General features: G+C 51.2%; 12 protein-coding genes. All 12 read left to right on the top strand.

Annotation, left to right across the window (positions count from 1 at the left end):
* Window positions 1-53 precede the first annotated feature (53 nt).
* The 12 genes from mutL to glnA all read left to right on the top strand — a co-directional run bounded on the left by mutL (window position 54) and on the right by glnA (window position 14,184).
* Window positions 54-2,162 carry a DNA mismatch repair endonuclease MutL gene (gene mutL, locus ACAN56_RS02530; RefSeq protein WP_342435762.1) on the top strand — a complete coding sequence of 703 codons (2,109 nt, stop codon included), beginning with the start codon at window positions 54-56 and terminating at the stop codon, window positions 2,160-2,162.
* Between the two features lie 107 nt (window positions 2,163-2,269).
* Entirely contained in the window at window positions 2,270-3,049 is a 780-nt protein-coding gene (locus tag ACAN56_RS02525) for a class I SAM-dependent methyltransferase (protein WP_038593029.1), read from the top strand.
* Window positions 3,039-4,019 carry a tRNA (adenosine(37)-N6)-dimethylallyltransferase MiaA gene (miaA, locus tag ACAN56_RS02520; RefSeq protein ID WP_038593027.1) on the top strand — a complete coding sequence of 327 codons (981 nt, stop codon included), beginning with the start codon at window positions 3,039-3,041 and terminating at the stop codon, window positions 4,017-4,019. Before ACAN56_RS02525 ends, miaA begins: the two co-directional genes overlap by 11 nt.
* 19 nt (window positions 4,020-4,038) lie before the next feature.
* On the top strand, window positions 4,039-4,278 hold the full coding sequence (hfq, locus tag ACAN56_RS02515) for an RNA chaperone Hfq (protein ID WP_019910673.1): 240 nt from the start codon (window positions 4,039-4,041) through the stop codon (window positions 4,276-4,278).
* Between the two features lie 141 nt (window positions 4,279-4,419).
* Complete coding sequence (locus tag ACAN56_RS02510; protein ID WP_379140178.1) at window positions 4,420-7,065, top strand: transglycosylase domain-containing protein; 2,646 nt, start codon at window positions 4,420-4,422, stop codon at window positions 7,063-7,065.
* Window positions 7,066-7,283: 218 nt separating this feature from the next.
* Window positions 7,284-7,838, top strand: a complete 555-nt coding sequence (locus tag ACAN56_RS02505) for a ribonuclease FAU-1 family protein (protein ID WP_038593019.1) — start codon at window positions 7,284-7,286, stop codon at window positions 7,836-7,838.
* A 3-nt stretch (window positions 7,839-7,841) separates the two neighbouring features.
* Entirely contained in the window at window positions 7,842-8,498 is a 657-nt protein-coding gene (locus ACAN56_RS02500; protein ID WP_038593016.1) for a YdcF family protein, read from the top strand.
* Window positions 8,499-8,599: 101 nt separating this feature from the next.
* Window positions 8,600-9,571, top strand: coding sequence for an AAA family ATPase (locus ACAN56_RS02495; protein WP_038593013.1), 972 nt, complete (start codon window positions 8,600-8,602; stop codon window positions 9,569-9,571).
* Window positions 9,572-9,634: 63 nt separating this feature from the next.
* A complete protein-coding gene (hflX, locus tag ACAN56_RS02490) occupies window positions 9,635-10,921 on the top strand; it encodes a GTPase HflX (RefSeq protein WP_038593011.1) in 1,287 nt (428 codons plus the stop codon).
* A gap of 156 nt (window positions 10,922-11,077) precedes the next feature.
* Window positions 11,078-12,331 (top strand): methionine gamma-lyase family protein, encoded by a 1,254-nt coding sequence (locus ACAN56_RS02485; RefSeq protein ID WP_038593008.1) that lies wholly within the window; start codon window positions 11,078-11,080, stop codon window positions 12,329-12,331.
* Between the two features lie 83 nt (window positions 12,332-12,414).
* The gene (locus ACAN56_RS02480) at window positions 12,415-12,825 is read left to right on the top strand and encodes a MerR family transcriptional regulator (protein WP_036656080.1); all 411 of its coding nucleotides are present in this window, start codon (window positions 12,415-12,417) and stop codon (window positions 12,823-12,825) included.
* A 30-nt stretch (window positions 12,826-12,855) separates the two neighbouring features.
* Window positions 12,856-14,184: a type I glutamate--ammonia ligase gene (gene glnA / locus ACAN56_RS02475; protein ID WP_342435758.1), complete on the top strand. Its 1,329-nt coding sequence runs from the start codon at window positions 12,856-12,858 to the stop codon at window positions 14,182-14,184.
* Window position 14,185: the final 1 nt, after the last annotated feature.

Below are 14,185 nucleotides of genomic sequence, written 5' to 3'. Positions count from 1 at the left end.
AAAGCGTAATTCTAGCGAAGAACAAACATCACTATTGGCGAGGTGAATACAAAATGGCTAAAATTCATGTACTGGACGAGCATATTGCCAACCAGATTGCAGCGGGTGAGGTTGTGGAGCGGCCGGCTTCCGTTGTAAAGGAGCTGGTGGAGAACGCGATTGATGCCGGCAGCACCCGAATTGAGGTTTCTGTTGAAGAGGGCGGACTGCAGAGCATCCGCGTCAAAGACAACGGCTCAGGTATTGAGCCTGAGGACTGCGAGACCGCCTTCTACCGGCATGCGACCAGCAAGATTGCAAATGGACGTGATCTGTTCCTGATCACGAGCCTTGGCTTCCGCGGCGAGGCTCTGCCCAGTATCGCCGCTGTCTCGAAGGTATCCCTTCTGACTGCCAGCAGTGATGATGGTAAAGGCAGACTGATTGATATCGAAGGCGGGAAGCTAATCCGCAATGAGGATACACCTTCCGGTAAGGGAAGCGATCTTGCAGTAAGGGAATTATTTTTCAACACACCGGCAAGGCTGAAATATATGAAGAGCATCCAAACCGAGCTGGGGCATATTTCGGATGCGATGTACCGGATGGCTTTGGCTCATCCGTCCATCTCCTTTACGTTGCATCACAATGGCAATCAGCTACTGCATACACTTGGCAACGGCGATCTGTTGCAGGTGATTGCTGCCGTTTACGGTACATCAGCGGCCAAGGCGATGCTGCCGATCTCAGCAGAAGATCCGGATTACCGGATTACCGGCTTTGTCAGCAGGCCGGAGTGGACCCGCTCCAACCGCAATGCAGTCACCACGATTGTAGGCGGAAGATACATCCGCAGCAACGGGCTGAATGCGGCTATTATGCGGGCTTATCACACGCTGCTGCCGATTAACCGCTATCCGCTGCTCGTATTGCAGCTGGACATGCATCCATCACTCGTCGACGTCAATGTACACCCGGCGAAATTGGAGGTGCGTTTCAGTAAGGAGATCGAACTGTACGCATTTGTTGAGCAGGAGATCCGCAAGGTTCTGCTGGGCCAGAGTCTGATTCCGCGGCCGGGCAAAGAGATAATAGGCGCCAAGGGCAGCAGTTCCTTTATCCAGGAGCAGTTTGCCTTTCCGAAAGGTGCCATACCTCAGCCAGCCGATGGTTTGCCAGGCATGGCCCGCAATGATCAAGACGGTCCAGACCCGCGGACCGCTGGTCCGCAAAGTGATATGCCCTCCGGTGTTGCTCCGCAGAGTGATCTGCAGCAAGCGGGTTCATTGGATGCTAATCGTCCCGCAGAGAGACCGGGTGCTTGGAACAGCGGAGTCAGCAGTGCTTCTCCCTTCGGCAACGGGGCTGCAGCAGGAGAACGCTACTCCGGCAACGCACAGCAGCGGACGGGAGAGCCTCAGAGCGCAATGCCGGTGGCCCGGGAGTCTGCTGCGGCATACAGCGGCAGTACTTCTTCATTGCCGCGTGAAGGGGCTGGCGGCAGCTACCGCCAGCCTGCCGGGGCAATGCCGCCCCGGGGAGGGATGCCTTCAGCAGAGGAGCTGTACGCTCCAACCGGCAGTGAAGATCCTGCGCTCCCTCAGTTCCCTGAGCTGAACTATATCGGCCAGCATCACGGGACATATCTTATTGCCCAGAATGACAGCGGGCTTTATCTGATTGACCAGCATGCGGCACATGAACGGATTAATTATGAATATTATTATGAGAAATTCGGTCGTCCCGAGGATGCTTCGCAGGAGCTTCTCCTGCCGATCACCTTGGAATTCACCCCTTCGGAGAGCCGCCAGCTTAGTGAAAGGCTGCATTGGTTCGAACAGGCAGGTGTATTTCTTGAGCATTTCGGAGGGCAGACTTTTCTGGTCCGTTCCTTGCCGTACTGGTTCCCTGAGGGAGATGAGAAGGCGGTCATTGAGGAAATGGCGGAATGGGTGCTGAGCGAACGTTACATCGACCTGGCCAAACTGCGTGAGAAATCCTCCATTCTCTGCTCCTGCAAGGCGTCCATCAAGGCCAACCAGAAGCTTACAGAGCAGGAGGTAGAGGCTCTGCTGTCCAGGCTGGCAGCTTGCCGCCAGCCATATACATGTCCGCATGGACGGCCGATCGTGGTTTCTTTTTCTTCCTATGACCTGGAGAAGCTGTTCAAACGTGTCATGTAAGTGCAGCTGCACTGCATATGAGGTAAGCCAGCTCACTTACAGCTCTTGATCTGCAATCTGTTCATTTCTATTTTTAGCGCTCTAATGCGTACCAGATCGGAGGCATCATGATTATAACAACGGGTTTTGACCCGATACCGGAAATTGTGCTGCGGGCTCAGCAGCTTGCCGAGCGCACAGGTGCACCTTATGTGCTTAGGGCTAGGTTCTCCATGCCAAAGCTGGCGGAACGTTACGGGGACGAGGAGATTCTGGTAGTTCTGCAGGAGGCGGTACGGCTGATCTCGCCGGGTCTGCCACCGATGGAGTTTCATCCCAGTATGGGCTTTGTCCGGGCGAAACGCATTCTGAAGGGCGAATCTGATCCCATGCTGGAAGCTGCCGGAATGCTGCCGGGAGACAGCGTGCTGGATTGCACGGCGGGTCTTGGCAGCGATTCTCTGCTGTTTGCCGTCCATGGCGGAGAAGATTCTGTGGTGACTGCGCTGGAAAGCTCCTTGCCGCTGTATGCGCTGCTGCTTGAAGGCATGAGCCAGTACATTTCCGGCCAGCAGAAAGTAAACGAAGCGTTGCGCCGCATCCAGGTTGTGCACAGCGAACATCTGGGGTACCTGCGGGAACAGCCGGACAATAGTGTCGATATCGTTTACTTCGACCCGATGTTCCGGGTTCCCTTGACGGATTCTGCGGCAATATCCCCCTTGCGCCGTTTCGCTAACACAGCAGCCTTGACCGGGGAGAGTGTCGCTGAGGCAGTCAGAGTAGCACGCAAGGCTGTCCTGCTCAAAGAGAAGGCCTTAAGCGGCGAATTCTCACGGCTGGGCTTTACCGAACAGCTGCGCAGCAGCTCCAAAACATCGTACGGGGTGATACACATTGACAACTGAGACTAAACATAAGGTTCTGGTACTGCTGGGGCCGACCGCAGTCGGCAAAACAAGGCTTAGCCTGGAGCTCGCGGAGACGTACGGTGCAGAGATCATCTCCGGTGATTCCATGCAGGTCTACCGCGGAATGGATATCGGCACAGCCAAGATCACACCAGCGGAGATGAAGGGGATTCCGCATCATTTAATTGATATCCATGATCCGCAAGATGCCTATTCTGCCGCTGAATTTCAGGTGCAGGGCGTCCGGCTGATCGAGGAGATCAGCACCAGGGGGAAGCTTCCATTTATTGTGGGAGGAACGGGACTGTATATTGAATCCCTGTGTTATGGTTTCCGTTTCTCTGAGGCCGTGGCGGATGAGGCGTTCCGCAGCGAGCAGGACGCCTTTGCCGAGGAGCATGGAGCAGAAGCCCTGCACGCCAGACTGGCGGCTGTAGACCCTGCCAGCGCTTCCAGATTGCATCCGAATGACCGCCGCAGAATCATCCGTGCGCTGGAAATTCATCACCAGACAAAAGTTACGCTTTCGGCGTCCCATGAGGCTCAGAAGAAGGAGTCTCCATATGAGTTATGCCTCATAGGTTTGACAATGGACCGGAAAATACTATATAAACGTATTGAAGACCGAATCGATCAGATGCTGGCGGAAGGTCTCGTCGCCGAGGTGAAAGGACTGCTGGATCATGGCTACAGCAGAACTCTTGTGTCCATGCAGGGATTGGGCTACAAGGAAATTGCCGCTTATCTCGCGGGAGAAACGACGCTGGACGAGGCTGTGACACTGCTGAAACGCGATACCCGCCGATTCGCCAAACGACAATTGTCATGGTTTCGCCACATGAAGGAAATCCAGTGGATCGACGATTTCAACGAGCAAAACTTTTCAGAGAATTTTGCAAAAATACGTGCTATAATAGCAGGAAAGTTTCTCTCAGGTCTTGAATATACTTCTGAACAATCTAATTGAACCATTGGGGGTACGTCATATGAACAAGTCCATTAACATCCAAGATACGTTCTTGAACCAGCTGCGTAAAGAGAATATCCCTGCCACAGTATATTTGACCAACGGCTTTCAAATCCGGGGAATCATCAAAGCATTTGACAATTTCACAATTGTCATCGACAGTGACGGACGCCAGCAAATGGTGTACAAGCATGCCATTTCCACCTTTACGCCACAGCGCAGCGTATCGCTGATGCAGGACAGTGGAAGCGAAGAATAACATTTTTTACAACCTTGTAGTGAAACCTTTTTGTTTATAAAGCGTTTGAATAGAGAGTGCGAGAGAGCAACCTGTGAAGGTTGTTCTTTTCATTCGTGTATACAATTTCAAGATGTTTCCGAAAGGGAGTCAGGAGGCAGCATGTCTAGAGACGATTTTTCCAGGACGAACCGCAATAGAGACAGGGGCACCACCCCTGCGAGTCCCAAAGGGAAGCCTAAGAAAAAGAAGAAGTTTCTAACCAAGAAACGCGTACTGTGGAGTTTATTTTTTGCAACGGCGCTGGCGATTTTTTGTGCGCTTGGCGGCTACCTGTTTATTATGCTGAACGGCCAGAAACTGCTGAATGAGAACCAGGACAAATTAACAGTGAACCCGCCGACACAGATTTTTGACCGCAATGCGAATTTGATCGGCGAGCTGTCACTCGAAAAGAGTGATCCGGTAGAGTATGAAGATATTCCTAAACAACTGATCGAGGCTTTTGTTGCTACAGAAGATAAACGTTTTTTTGAACACAAAGGTGTGGATTTATGGTCGATCGGCCGCGCGGCCGTCAAAGATATCGCAGCACGCAGCATGGTTGAAGGCGGCAGTACGATCACCCAGCAGCTTGCGAAGAATATCTTCCTGACACGCGATAAAACGTTTTTCCGCAAAGCGACCGAGGTTTCCATTGCTGTAGCACTTGAGAATGAGAGAACCAAAAATGAGATTATTACGTTGTACCTGAACCGGATTAACTTTGGTGGCACAGTCTACGGCATCAAGGCAGCATCTATCCGTTATTTTGGCAAAAGTAATCTTGACGAACTCAAGCTGTGGCAAATCGCCACTTTGGCTGCCATGCCGAAAGGGCCGTCACGTTACAATCCGCTGCGTAATCCAGAGCTGTCCAAGGAACGCCGCGGCGTAGTGCTCCAGCTGATGTATGAACAGGGGAAAATTACTGAACAGGAGCGGGATGAAGCCGCTGCGGTCAACTACAACTATAAGCCGCCCGAAAGCAAACAGCGCTATCAGGCCTTTATTGATTATGCTATAGACGAGGCGGAAGACAAGTTTGGATTAACCGAAGATGATCTCAACATCGGCGGATACAAAATTTATACAACGATGGATAAAAACGCCCAGCAGACGGTAGAAGAGGCTTTTGCCGATAGCGACAATTTCGAAAAAAGTGTGGATGAGGAACTGGTGCAGGGTTCGATGACCATCATCAATCAGGAGAATGGCAGCATCGTTGCGCTGATGGGCGGACGGAATTATGAGAAGAAGGGCTACAGCCGTGTTAACGGCAGCCGGCGTTCTCCGGGCTCCTCCTTCAAACCATTGGTTTCTTACGCTCCTGCTCTGGAGTCGGGGAAATTCTCAAGCTCCTCAATGCTCAGCAATGAAAAGCAGTGCTTCGGCAAATACTGTCCGAGAAATCTACATGGCTACTCATCAACGATCAGCATGAGTCAGGCGATAACAAAGTCGGAAAACATCCCGGCGGTCTGGCTGCTGAATGAGATTGGTGTGGATACCGGCTTCCAGTTTGCGAAGAAGCTGGGGATCAGCCTCAGCGATGAAGACAAGAACCTGTCACTCGCCCTCGGCGGGATGAGCAAAGGAACCAATACGCTGGAAATGGCTCAGGCATACAGTGCTTTTGCCAGCGGCGGTGAACTGCGTGAGGCGTATTCGATTAAATCGATTGCCAACAGTGACGGGGACACGGTCTATAAGGCCAATACAAAGCCTGAGCGGGTGATGAATAAGGATACAGCTTACCAAATGACCCAAATGATGCAGGAAGTTGTACAGGACGGTACAGGTAAAAAAGCGAAAATCAACCGTCCGGTTGCCGGCAAGACCGGTACTACCCAGAGCGGGTACGACGGGATCAAATCCAACCGTGACGTGTGGTTTGTCGGTTATACACCGGAATGGACCGCAGCAGTGTGGATGGGATATGACAAGCCGAGCAAGACACATCTGCTCAAGAACAGCAGTCCGCTTGCAGCGGCGTTCTGGGGTAAAGTTATGGAGAAGGCTCTGGAGGGGATTCCGGAAAAATCTTTCCCTAAACCGGAAGGTGCGAGTGCGCCTGAACCAACGGCTACTCCGGAAACGGTACAGCCTGTCACGGGTCTATCCGCTGAATATGATCCTTCAACATTGACCGTGAACCTTGGCTGGGAAGCGGCTCAGGTTGCAGGAGTGGAATACCGGATTTACCGCCGGGAAACCTCGGAGACGGAGTTCACTTCACTTCTCAGCACAAAGTCACTCACAATGGGTGATATTAGCGCCATGCCTGGGCTGACTTACGAATATTATGTAACAGCTTATTATCCCGAACTGGATGTGGAGAGCGAGCCATCGGGCACCGTTACCGTAATGGTTCAGGATGAACTGCAGACACCAGAACCGGAAGCAACGCCTGATCCGAATCTTCCGACAGATGATCAAGGCAACGGACAGGGTAACGGAAACGGCGAAGGCAACGGCAATCCCGGTGGAAACAATGGGAACGGCAACGGCAATGGTAACGGGAATGGAAATGGTAATGGGAACGGCAATGGCAATGGCAATGGCAATGGCAATGGAGGTGGCAACGGTAATGGGGGTGGAGCTGTAACCCCGCCGGAAGCAACGGCTACTCCGCTTCCACCAACCCCGCTGCCAACTATTACACCTGTTGAAACCTCCGGTTCAGGAAATGCTGGTACGGATAACAGTACTGAGGCGGGAACAGTTCCGGAGAACGGATTTTCAAATGAGGGCCAATCTCCTCAATAACAATGGAGATTGTCTTTGATCCAAAGGACTATCCTTTACCCATCCAAGATGGGAAAGGATAGTCCTTTTTTTTGAATGGACCTTTAAATATTTGCTTTAATCCAGAAGCTGTAACCTTTGATTACGTTGCCGGCAGTTCTGTTTTTTTACGGGATGTTTTGAGTGTGTCTCTTAAATGTGTTAAGCTGAAGACACCATTTCTTGAGAGGGTAATTCATATGAAACGTAAATTCGGAGACCGGGCCAACTGGCGCCGGATTACGCGCCGACATTTCGCCTGCCGCTATGTGGAAACCCGGGAATTCAGCGGTTATATCACTCTTTATACGATTTACGGGCTGAAGGAACCACTGTGGAAGAGCTATGGAAGGCATACATACCGCATAGCGGACAAAGGATATTCTTGGCTGCAATATTTTCCCAAGGATAGCCACTATATTGTGACGGCTATGTTCGACGAACGACAGAATATCGTACAATGGTACATTGACACCTGCAAAGTTCAAGGCGTCACGGATCAAGGCGTTCCATGGTTTGATGATTTGTACCTGGACGTTGTGGTGCTTTGGAACGGAGAGGTGTTTTTGCTGGATGAGGATGAACTTGAGGAAGCGCTGGAAAGGGAAGACATTACGGACAGCGACTATAATCTGGCCTGGGCAACAGCCAAGAGCATTCTACGCAGTATTGACGCGCACGCCTTTCCTTATTTCTCTCTCTCACTGAAGCATCGTGCCGAATTGTTCCATCACGGAGAATTCAGGAGGAAATAAAAAATGGAATGGTACGTTTACCAAAGAGGTTCATCCCCAATACGCAAAGTGTCCAGAAAACGCCGTTCCCGGCGTAAGCGCAACTTGTTTATTGCAGGTATAACGATTGTGGCAGCAGGCCTCCTATGGTGTGCGGTTGTGTTTAATAACATTAACAGTGCGGCTACAACATCACCTATGGCGAAAGCGGATGCAGGGATTATTCTCGGCATGTCCATGTGGGGGGATAAGCCAAGCCCCGGCCTGAAGGAACGGCTGGATTACGGGCTAAAGCTCTACCGGGAGGGAATGTTCAGCACCTTTATTGTTTCGGGGGGGCTGGACGATCCGGACTACAAATTTACCGAAGGTCAAGGGATGCGGAATTATCTGGTGGAGCAAGGGGTGCCGGAAGAAGATATCCTTATGGAGAACAAATCTACCAGCACGTACGAGAATTTGCTGTTCAGCCAGGAAATTATGAAGCGTGAGGGGATGACGTCTTCCGTTATTATTACGCATACCTTCCATGGACGGCGGGCGCAGGAAATTGCCAGAGAATTGGGCTATGCTGCACCTGAGCTGGGGCTTACCGAGTCAAAGGTAATGTCGATGGCCAAGTATAAATCCCGTGAAATCCTGGCCTACACCAAATGGAAGCTGCAGCAGTTATTTCTGTAAATCATTTGCCAAGTATAAAAATCCTGAAACTGCTAATAAGACCTCATGTACCGGAATAGACTTACTTAGAGCAGTCAGCCCTGGATAATGAGGTGAATAAGGTGAACGGACGCGTAGCGGCAGCAAGCGGGCGGGAGGAAGGCAGACCGTCAAGGCAAATCAATATTGTGCTGCGGAATCAAGATCCCCCTCCGATGAGCAGTGCGGTGAGCGACAGCAGCAGTGGAGCCGCGCTCCCCAAAAATCACGGCCATAGCGGACTGTTCCAGGAGTTAAGCCGGGAACTTGATGGTCTTGTTGGCTTGGATAATATCAAGGAGCTTGTATTTGAGATATATGCGCTTCTGCAGATCGCCCAGATGCGTAGCGAGGCTGGGCTTGCCAGTGGCGGCCAGGCTTACCATATGGTCTTCAAGGGCAATCCCGGAACCGGTAAAACGACGGTAGCGAGGATTGTCGCCAAGCTGTTCCAGCGGATGGGTGTATTAAGCAAAGGGCATCTGATCGAGGTAGAGCGAGCGGATCTCGTCGGCGAATATATTGGGCATACCGCCCAGAAGACACGTGACCTGGTGAAAAAGGCGCTCGGGGGCATCCTATTTATTGATGAAGCCTACAGTCTTGCACGCGGAGGCGATAAGGATTTTGGAAAGGAAGCCATCGATACGCTGGTAAAATCCATGGAGGATCACCGCAGCCAGTTTGTGCTGATCCTGGCCGGATACTCCGGTGAAATCGATTATTTTCTGATGAGTAATCCGGGGCTGCCTTCAAGGTTTCCTATTCAGGTTGAGTTTCCCGACTACACGATTGATCAGCTGCTGCAGATTGCCGAACTTATGGCCAAAGAGCGCGATTATATTTTGATGCCGCAGGCGATACTCAAGTTAAAGCAGCATTTGCTGGTGGAGAAGACGGAGAGCCTGCATGCCTTTAGCAATGCGCGCTTTGTGCGCAATTCGATTGAGAAAGCCGTGCGTGCACAAGCAGTACGCTTGCTGAACCAGTACGAGAGCAACAGCCCCGGCAAGCAGGAGCTGATGACACTGCGGACTGAAGATTTTAAGCTGTAAAACAAAATATGATTAACGGATGATATACCTCAGTGGGGTATGGAGATAAGGAGCATTGAATGCATGACGACAACACATGATACACAAACAGATATCCAGGACCGGGCAATATTAGTCAGTTTGGTGACGGACAAAATTAAGCGCACCGGCATTGACCCGGAGCTTTCCCTGCAAGAATTGGTGCAGCTGGCGGAGACAGCCGGTGTCGAAGTGCTGGACGTGCTGCGCCAGAACAAGGAAACTCCTGATTCCAAATGGTTCATCGGCAAGGGGAAGGTAGAAGAGCTGCGGATGGCTGCAGATGGTTTCGGTGCAAATACGGCAATCTTTGACCAGGAGCTGTCCGGAGCGCAGGTGCGCAATCTGGAGGAAGCTCTGGATCTGAAAATTATCGACCGCACCCAGCTGATCCTGGATATCTTTGCCGGACGGGCGAAGACGCGGGAAGGTATTATTCAGGTAGAGCTGGCACAGCTCTCCTATCTGCTGCCGCGCCTCTCCGGGCAGGGCAAGAACCTATCCAGACTCGGCGGCGGTATCGGCACAAGAGGACCAGGGGAAAGCAAGCTGGAGACGGACCGCCGGCATATCCGCAACCGGATTGATGAGCTGAAGCGCCAGCTCGACGAAGTGGTGAAGACCCGTGAGCTGCATCGAGAACGCCGCCGCAAGAGCGGTGCCGTACAGGTGGCCCTTGTCGGATATACAAATGCAGGCAAATCGACGCTGTTGAAGCAGCTCACGGATGCAGATGTATATATTGAGAATCAGCTGTTTGCTACACTTGACCCGACTTCACGTGTACTGCAGCTTCCGTCAGGAAAAGAGGTTGTGTTAACAGATACGGTTGGATTCATTCAGAATCTGCCGCATGATCTGGTGGCGTCCTTCCGTGCCACTCTGGAGGAAGTGAATGAAGCGAATCTGGTGCTGCATGTAGTCGACGCTTCTTCTCCAATGCGTGAGGAACAAATGGAGGTTGTCCAAGCCATACTCACGGATCTGGGTGCTGCCGGGAAGCCGCAAATTACATTGTTCAACAAAAGCGATATCTGTCAGCCGGAACAGCTGGAGATGCTTCCTGCAGGTCCGGGATATTTAAAGATCAGTGCTTTTAACCCTGAAGATCTAACCCTGATCCGGGAGATCATTGAAGATTCGCTGGCAGGGGATACTCTGACCTTCCGGATTCCAGGTGACCGTGGCGACCTGTCTTCATTGCTCTACCGTGTAGGCGAGGTGTTGGAGCAGCAGTACGACGAGAATGATGTGCTCTACAATGTCCGCTTAAACAAAGAGGATTATGAGAAATGGGGCTACAAGTTAGCGGAGTTCGTAGTGCAGGAATAAACCATCATTTTGAGCAAGTCTCAAAATAAATTAAGGAATGCATTGAGTGTCCCCACAAAGCATGGATATCTCCTTCGGTCTTCGAAGCCGAATCCTACTGTGTGGGGTTAATTCTTGATGTTAAGTAAATGTAATGTAAGGGGAGAACAAGGGGAAATGGCTGTTTTTGCAGAGGATATTTTACATGCGGCGGAGGCTGCAGAACTTGAAATTGAAAGTGCGGTAAAAAAGCTGGACCGGATAGTGGATCACAATCAGTGGAAGGTTATTGAGGCGTTCCAGCGGCAGCAGGTGAGCGATTTTCACTTTGCCGGTTCTACCGGCTATGCCTATAATGACCGGGGCCGTGAAGTGCTGGATCTTGTGTATGCTGAGGTATTCGGTGCGGAGGCGGCGCTGGTTCGGCCTCATTTTGCTTCTGGTACGCATACCATCTCTACGGCGCTTTTTGGCGTACTGCGTCCAGGAGACGAATTGCTGTACATCACAGGACGCCCATACGATACGTTGCATAAAGTAGTTGGCAAGCCCGGTGACGGGACAGGCTCTTTGGCCGATTTTGGTATAGGCTACCGTGAGACCGCTTTAACTGCCGAAGGGAAAGTGGATTGGGACGAAGTAGCGCTCGCTATAAATGACCAAACAAAAGTTATCGGAATCCAAAGATCCCGGGGCTATGATTGGCGTTCCTCCTTTACGGTCGCTGAAATCGGCGATATGGTAACAAAAGTGAAAACGTTGAAACCGGATGTCATCGTATTCGTAGACAACTGTTATGGAGAATTTACGGAAGAGCTTGAGCCTCCCCAGGTGGGAGCCGACCTCGTCGCAGGTTCACTTATCAAGAATCCGGGTGGGGGTATCGCTGAGACAGGCGGATATATTTGCGGACGCAGCGATCTTGTTGAGCTGGCGGCCTACAGGCTCACAGCACCGGGGATAGGCGGAGAAGTAGGCGCGATGCTGGGAACAACACGCGGACTCTACCAAGGGCTCTTTATGGCTCCACACACAGTGGGGCAAGCGCTCAAAGGGAGTATCTTTGCAGCTGCTGTCTTTCAGCGCTGCGGGTTTACGACCAAACCAGCCTGGGATGAACCGCGTACGGACCTGATCCAGGCGGTTGCTTTTGACGGGCCGGAGCATCTGATTGCCTTTGTGCAGGGGATTCAACGTGCTGCAGCCGTTGACAGCCATGTCGTGCCTGAGCCTTGGGATATGCCCGGTTATGAACATCCTGTCATTATGGCGGCAGGAACGTTCATTCAGGGTGGCAGCTTGGAGTTATCTGCGGATGCGCCGATCCGGGCGCCCTATATTGGCTATATGCAAGGCGGATTAACCTATTCTCATGTGAAGTACGGTGTGTTGATGGCGCTGCAAAGTATGCGGGATAGAAATCTTCTGTAAGAAAAACTCACACACCATTGACACGCGAAACCAGGAAATGTACAATGAGATGAGAAAAAGATCATTGGAAGGTTGGATGAGTCATGGGTGATGAAATCCGCAGAAATATGGCACTATTTCCTATAGGTATTGTAATGAAGCTAACCGATTTATCTGCCAGACAAATTCGTTATTATGAGCAGCACAGTCTGATTGTGCCCGCTCGTACCTCCGGCAATCAGCGTTTGTTCTCATTCAATGATGTGGAACGCCTGTTGGAAATCAAAGCATTAATCGAGAAGGGTGTTAACATTGCCGGCATCAAGCAGGTGATGAACCCAGTCACGAAGGAATCCGAAGAAGCTACGGTTATTACCCCTGATACAGAGGTTAGACGTAGAGAGTTGTCCGATTCACAGCTTCATCGTTTGCTGAAGCAGGAACTGGTTTCCGGTAAAAGACCGGGACAAGTCTCTCTTATTCAAGGCGAACTTTCCCGGTTTTTTAATAAATAACATAAAGAGACATGAAAGGGAGAGGGTATAGTGAGCTTTTCTAAAGAGGATATTACGCGCATCGCCAAGGAAGAAAACGTCCGTTTTATTCGCCTGCAATTTACAGACTTGCTCGGAACGATCAAAAATGTAGAGATTCCTGTTAGCCAGCTCGAAAAGGCGCTCGACAATAAAATGATGTTCGATGGTTCCTCCATTGAAGGTTATGTACGGATTGAAGAATCCGACATGTATCTCTATCCTGACCTCAGCACATGGGTAATCTTCCCTTGGGTGACGGACAGCCGGGTTGCCCGTCTGATTTGTGATGTGTACATGCCTGACGGAACACCGTTTGCCGGAGACCCGCGTGGTATTCTGAAGCGTTGTCTGGAAGAAGCTGAAGAAATGGGTTATACCGCGATGAACGTTGGTCCTGAACCTGAGTTTTTCCTCTTCAAAACTGATGAGAGAGGGAACCCGACTACGGAATTGAATGACCAAGGCGGATATTTCGATTTGGCGCCGATGGATCTTGGAGAGAACTGCCGCCGCGAAATCGTTTTGACTCTTGAAGAGATGGGCTTTGAAATTGAAGCTTCCCACCATGAAGTTGCTTCCGGCCAGCATGAAATTGACTTCAAATATGCTGATGCCATCAAAGCTGCTGACCAAATTCAAACCTTTAAGCTTGTCGTGAAGACGGTAGCCCGCCAGCACGGCCTGCATGCTACTTTTATGCCTAAACCACTTTTTGGTATGAACGGATCCGGTATGCACGCTCACCAATCCCTGTTCAAAGGCAAAGAGAATGTGTTCTACGATGAGAGCGACACACTTGGCCTGAGCAAGACAGCCCGTTACTACATGGCAGGTATTCTGAAGCATGCCCGTGCGTTTGCTGCAATCACGAACCCGACAGTGAACTCTTACAAACGTCTGGTTCCCGGTTATGAAGCCCCTTGCTACGTAGCATGGTCCGCCAGCAACCGCAGCCCGATGATCCGTATCCCTGCTTCCAGAGGGCTGAGCACTCGCATCGAGGTCCGCAATCCGGATCCGGCAGCTAACCCTTACCTTGCACTTGCTGTAATGTTGAAGGCAGGTCTTGACGGCATCAAACGCCAACTGGATCTTCCGGCTCCAATCGACCGTAACATCTATGTGATGTCCGAAGAAGAGCGGATTGAAGAAGGCATCCCTAGCTTGCCATCCGATCTGAAGGAAGCGCTGAACGAAATGATCCGCAGCCATGTCATCACCGAAGCCCTCGGCGAACATGCACTGGCTCATTTCTACGAGCTGAAAGAAATCGAGTGGGATATCTATCGCACCCAGGTTCACGAGTGGGAAAGAGACCAGTACATGACTCTTTACTAGA

The organism is Paenibacillus paludis, assembly GCF_042610515.1.
Classification (GTDB): domain Bacteria; phylum Bacillota; class Bacilli; order Paenibacillales; family Paenibacillaceae; genus Paenibacillus_AQ.
The sequence above is the reverse complement of the archived record's forward strand: the minus strand, read 5'-3'. Positions and strand labels throughout refer to the sequence as shown.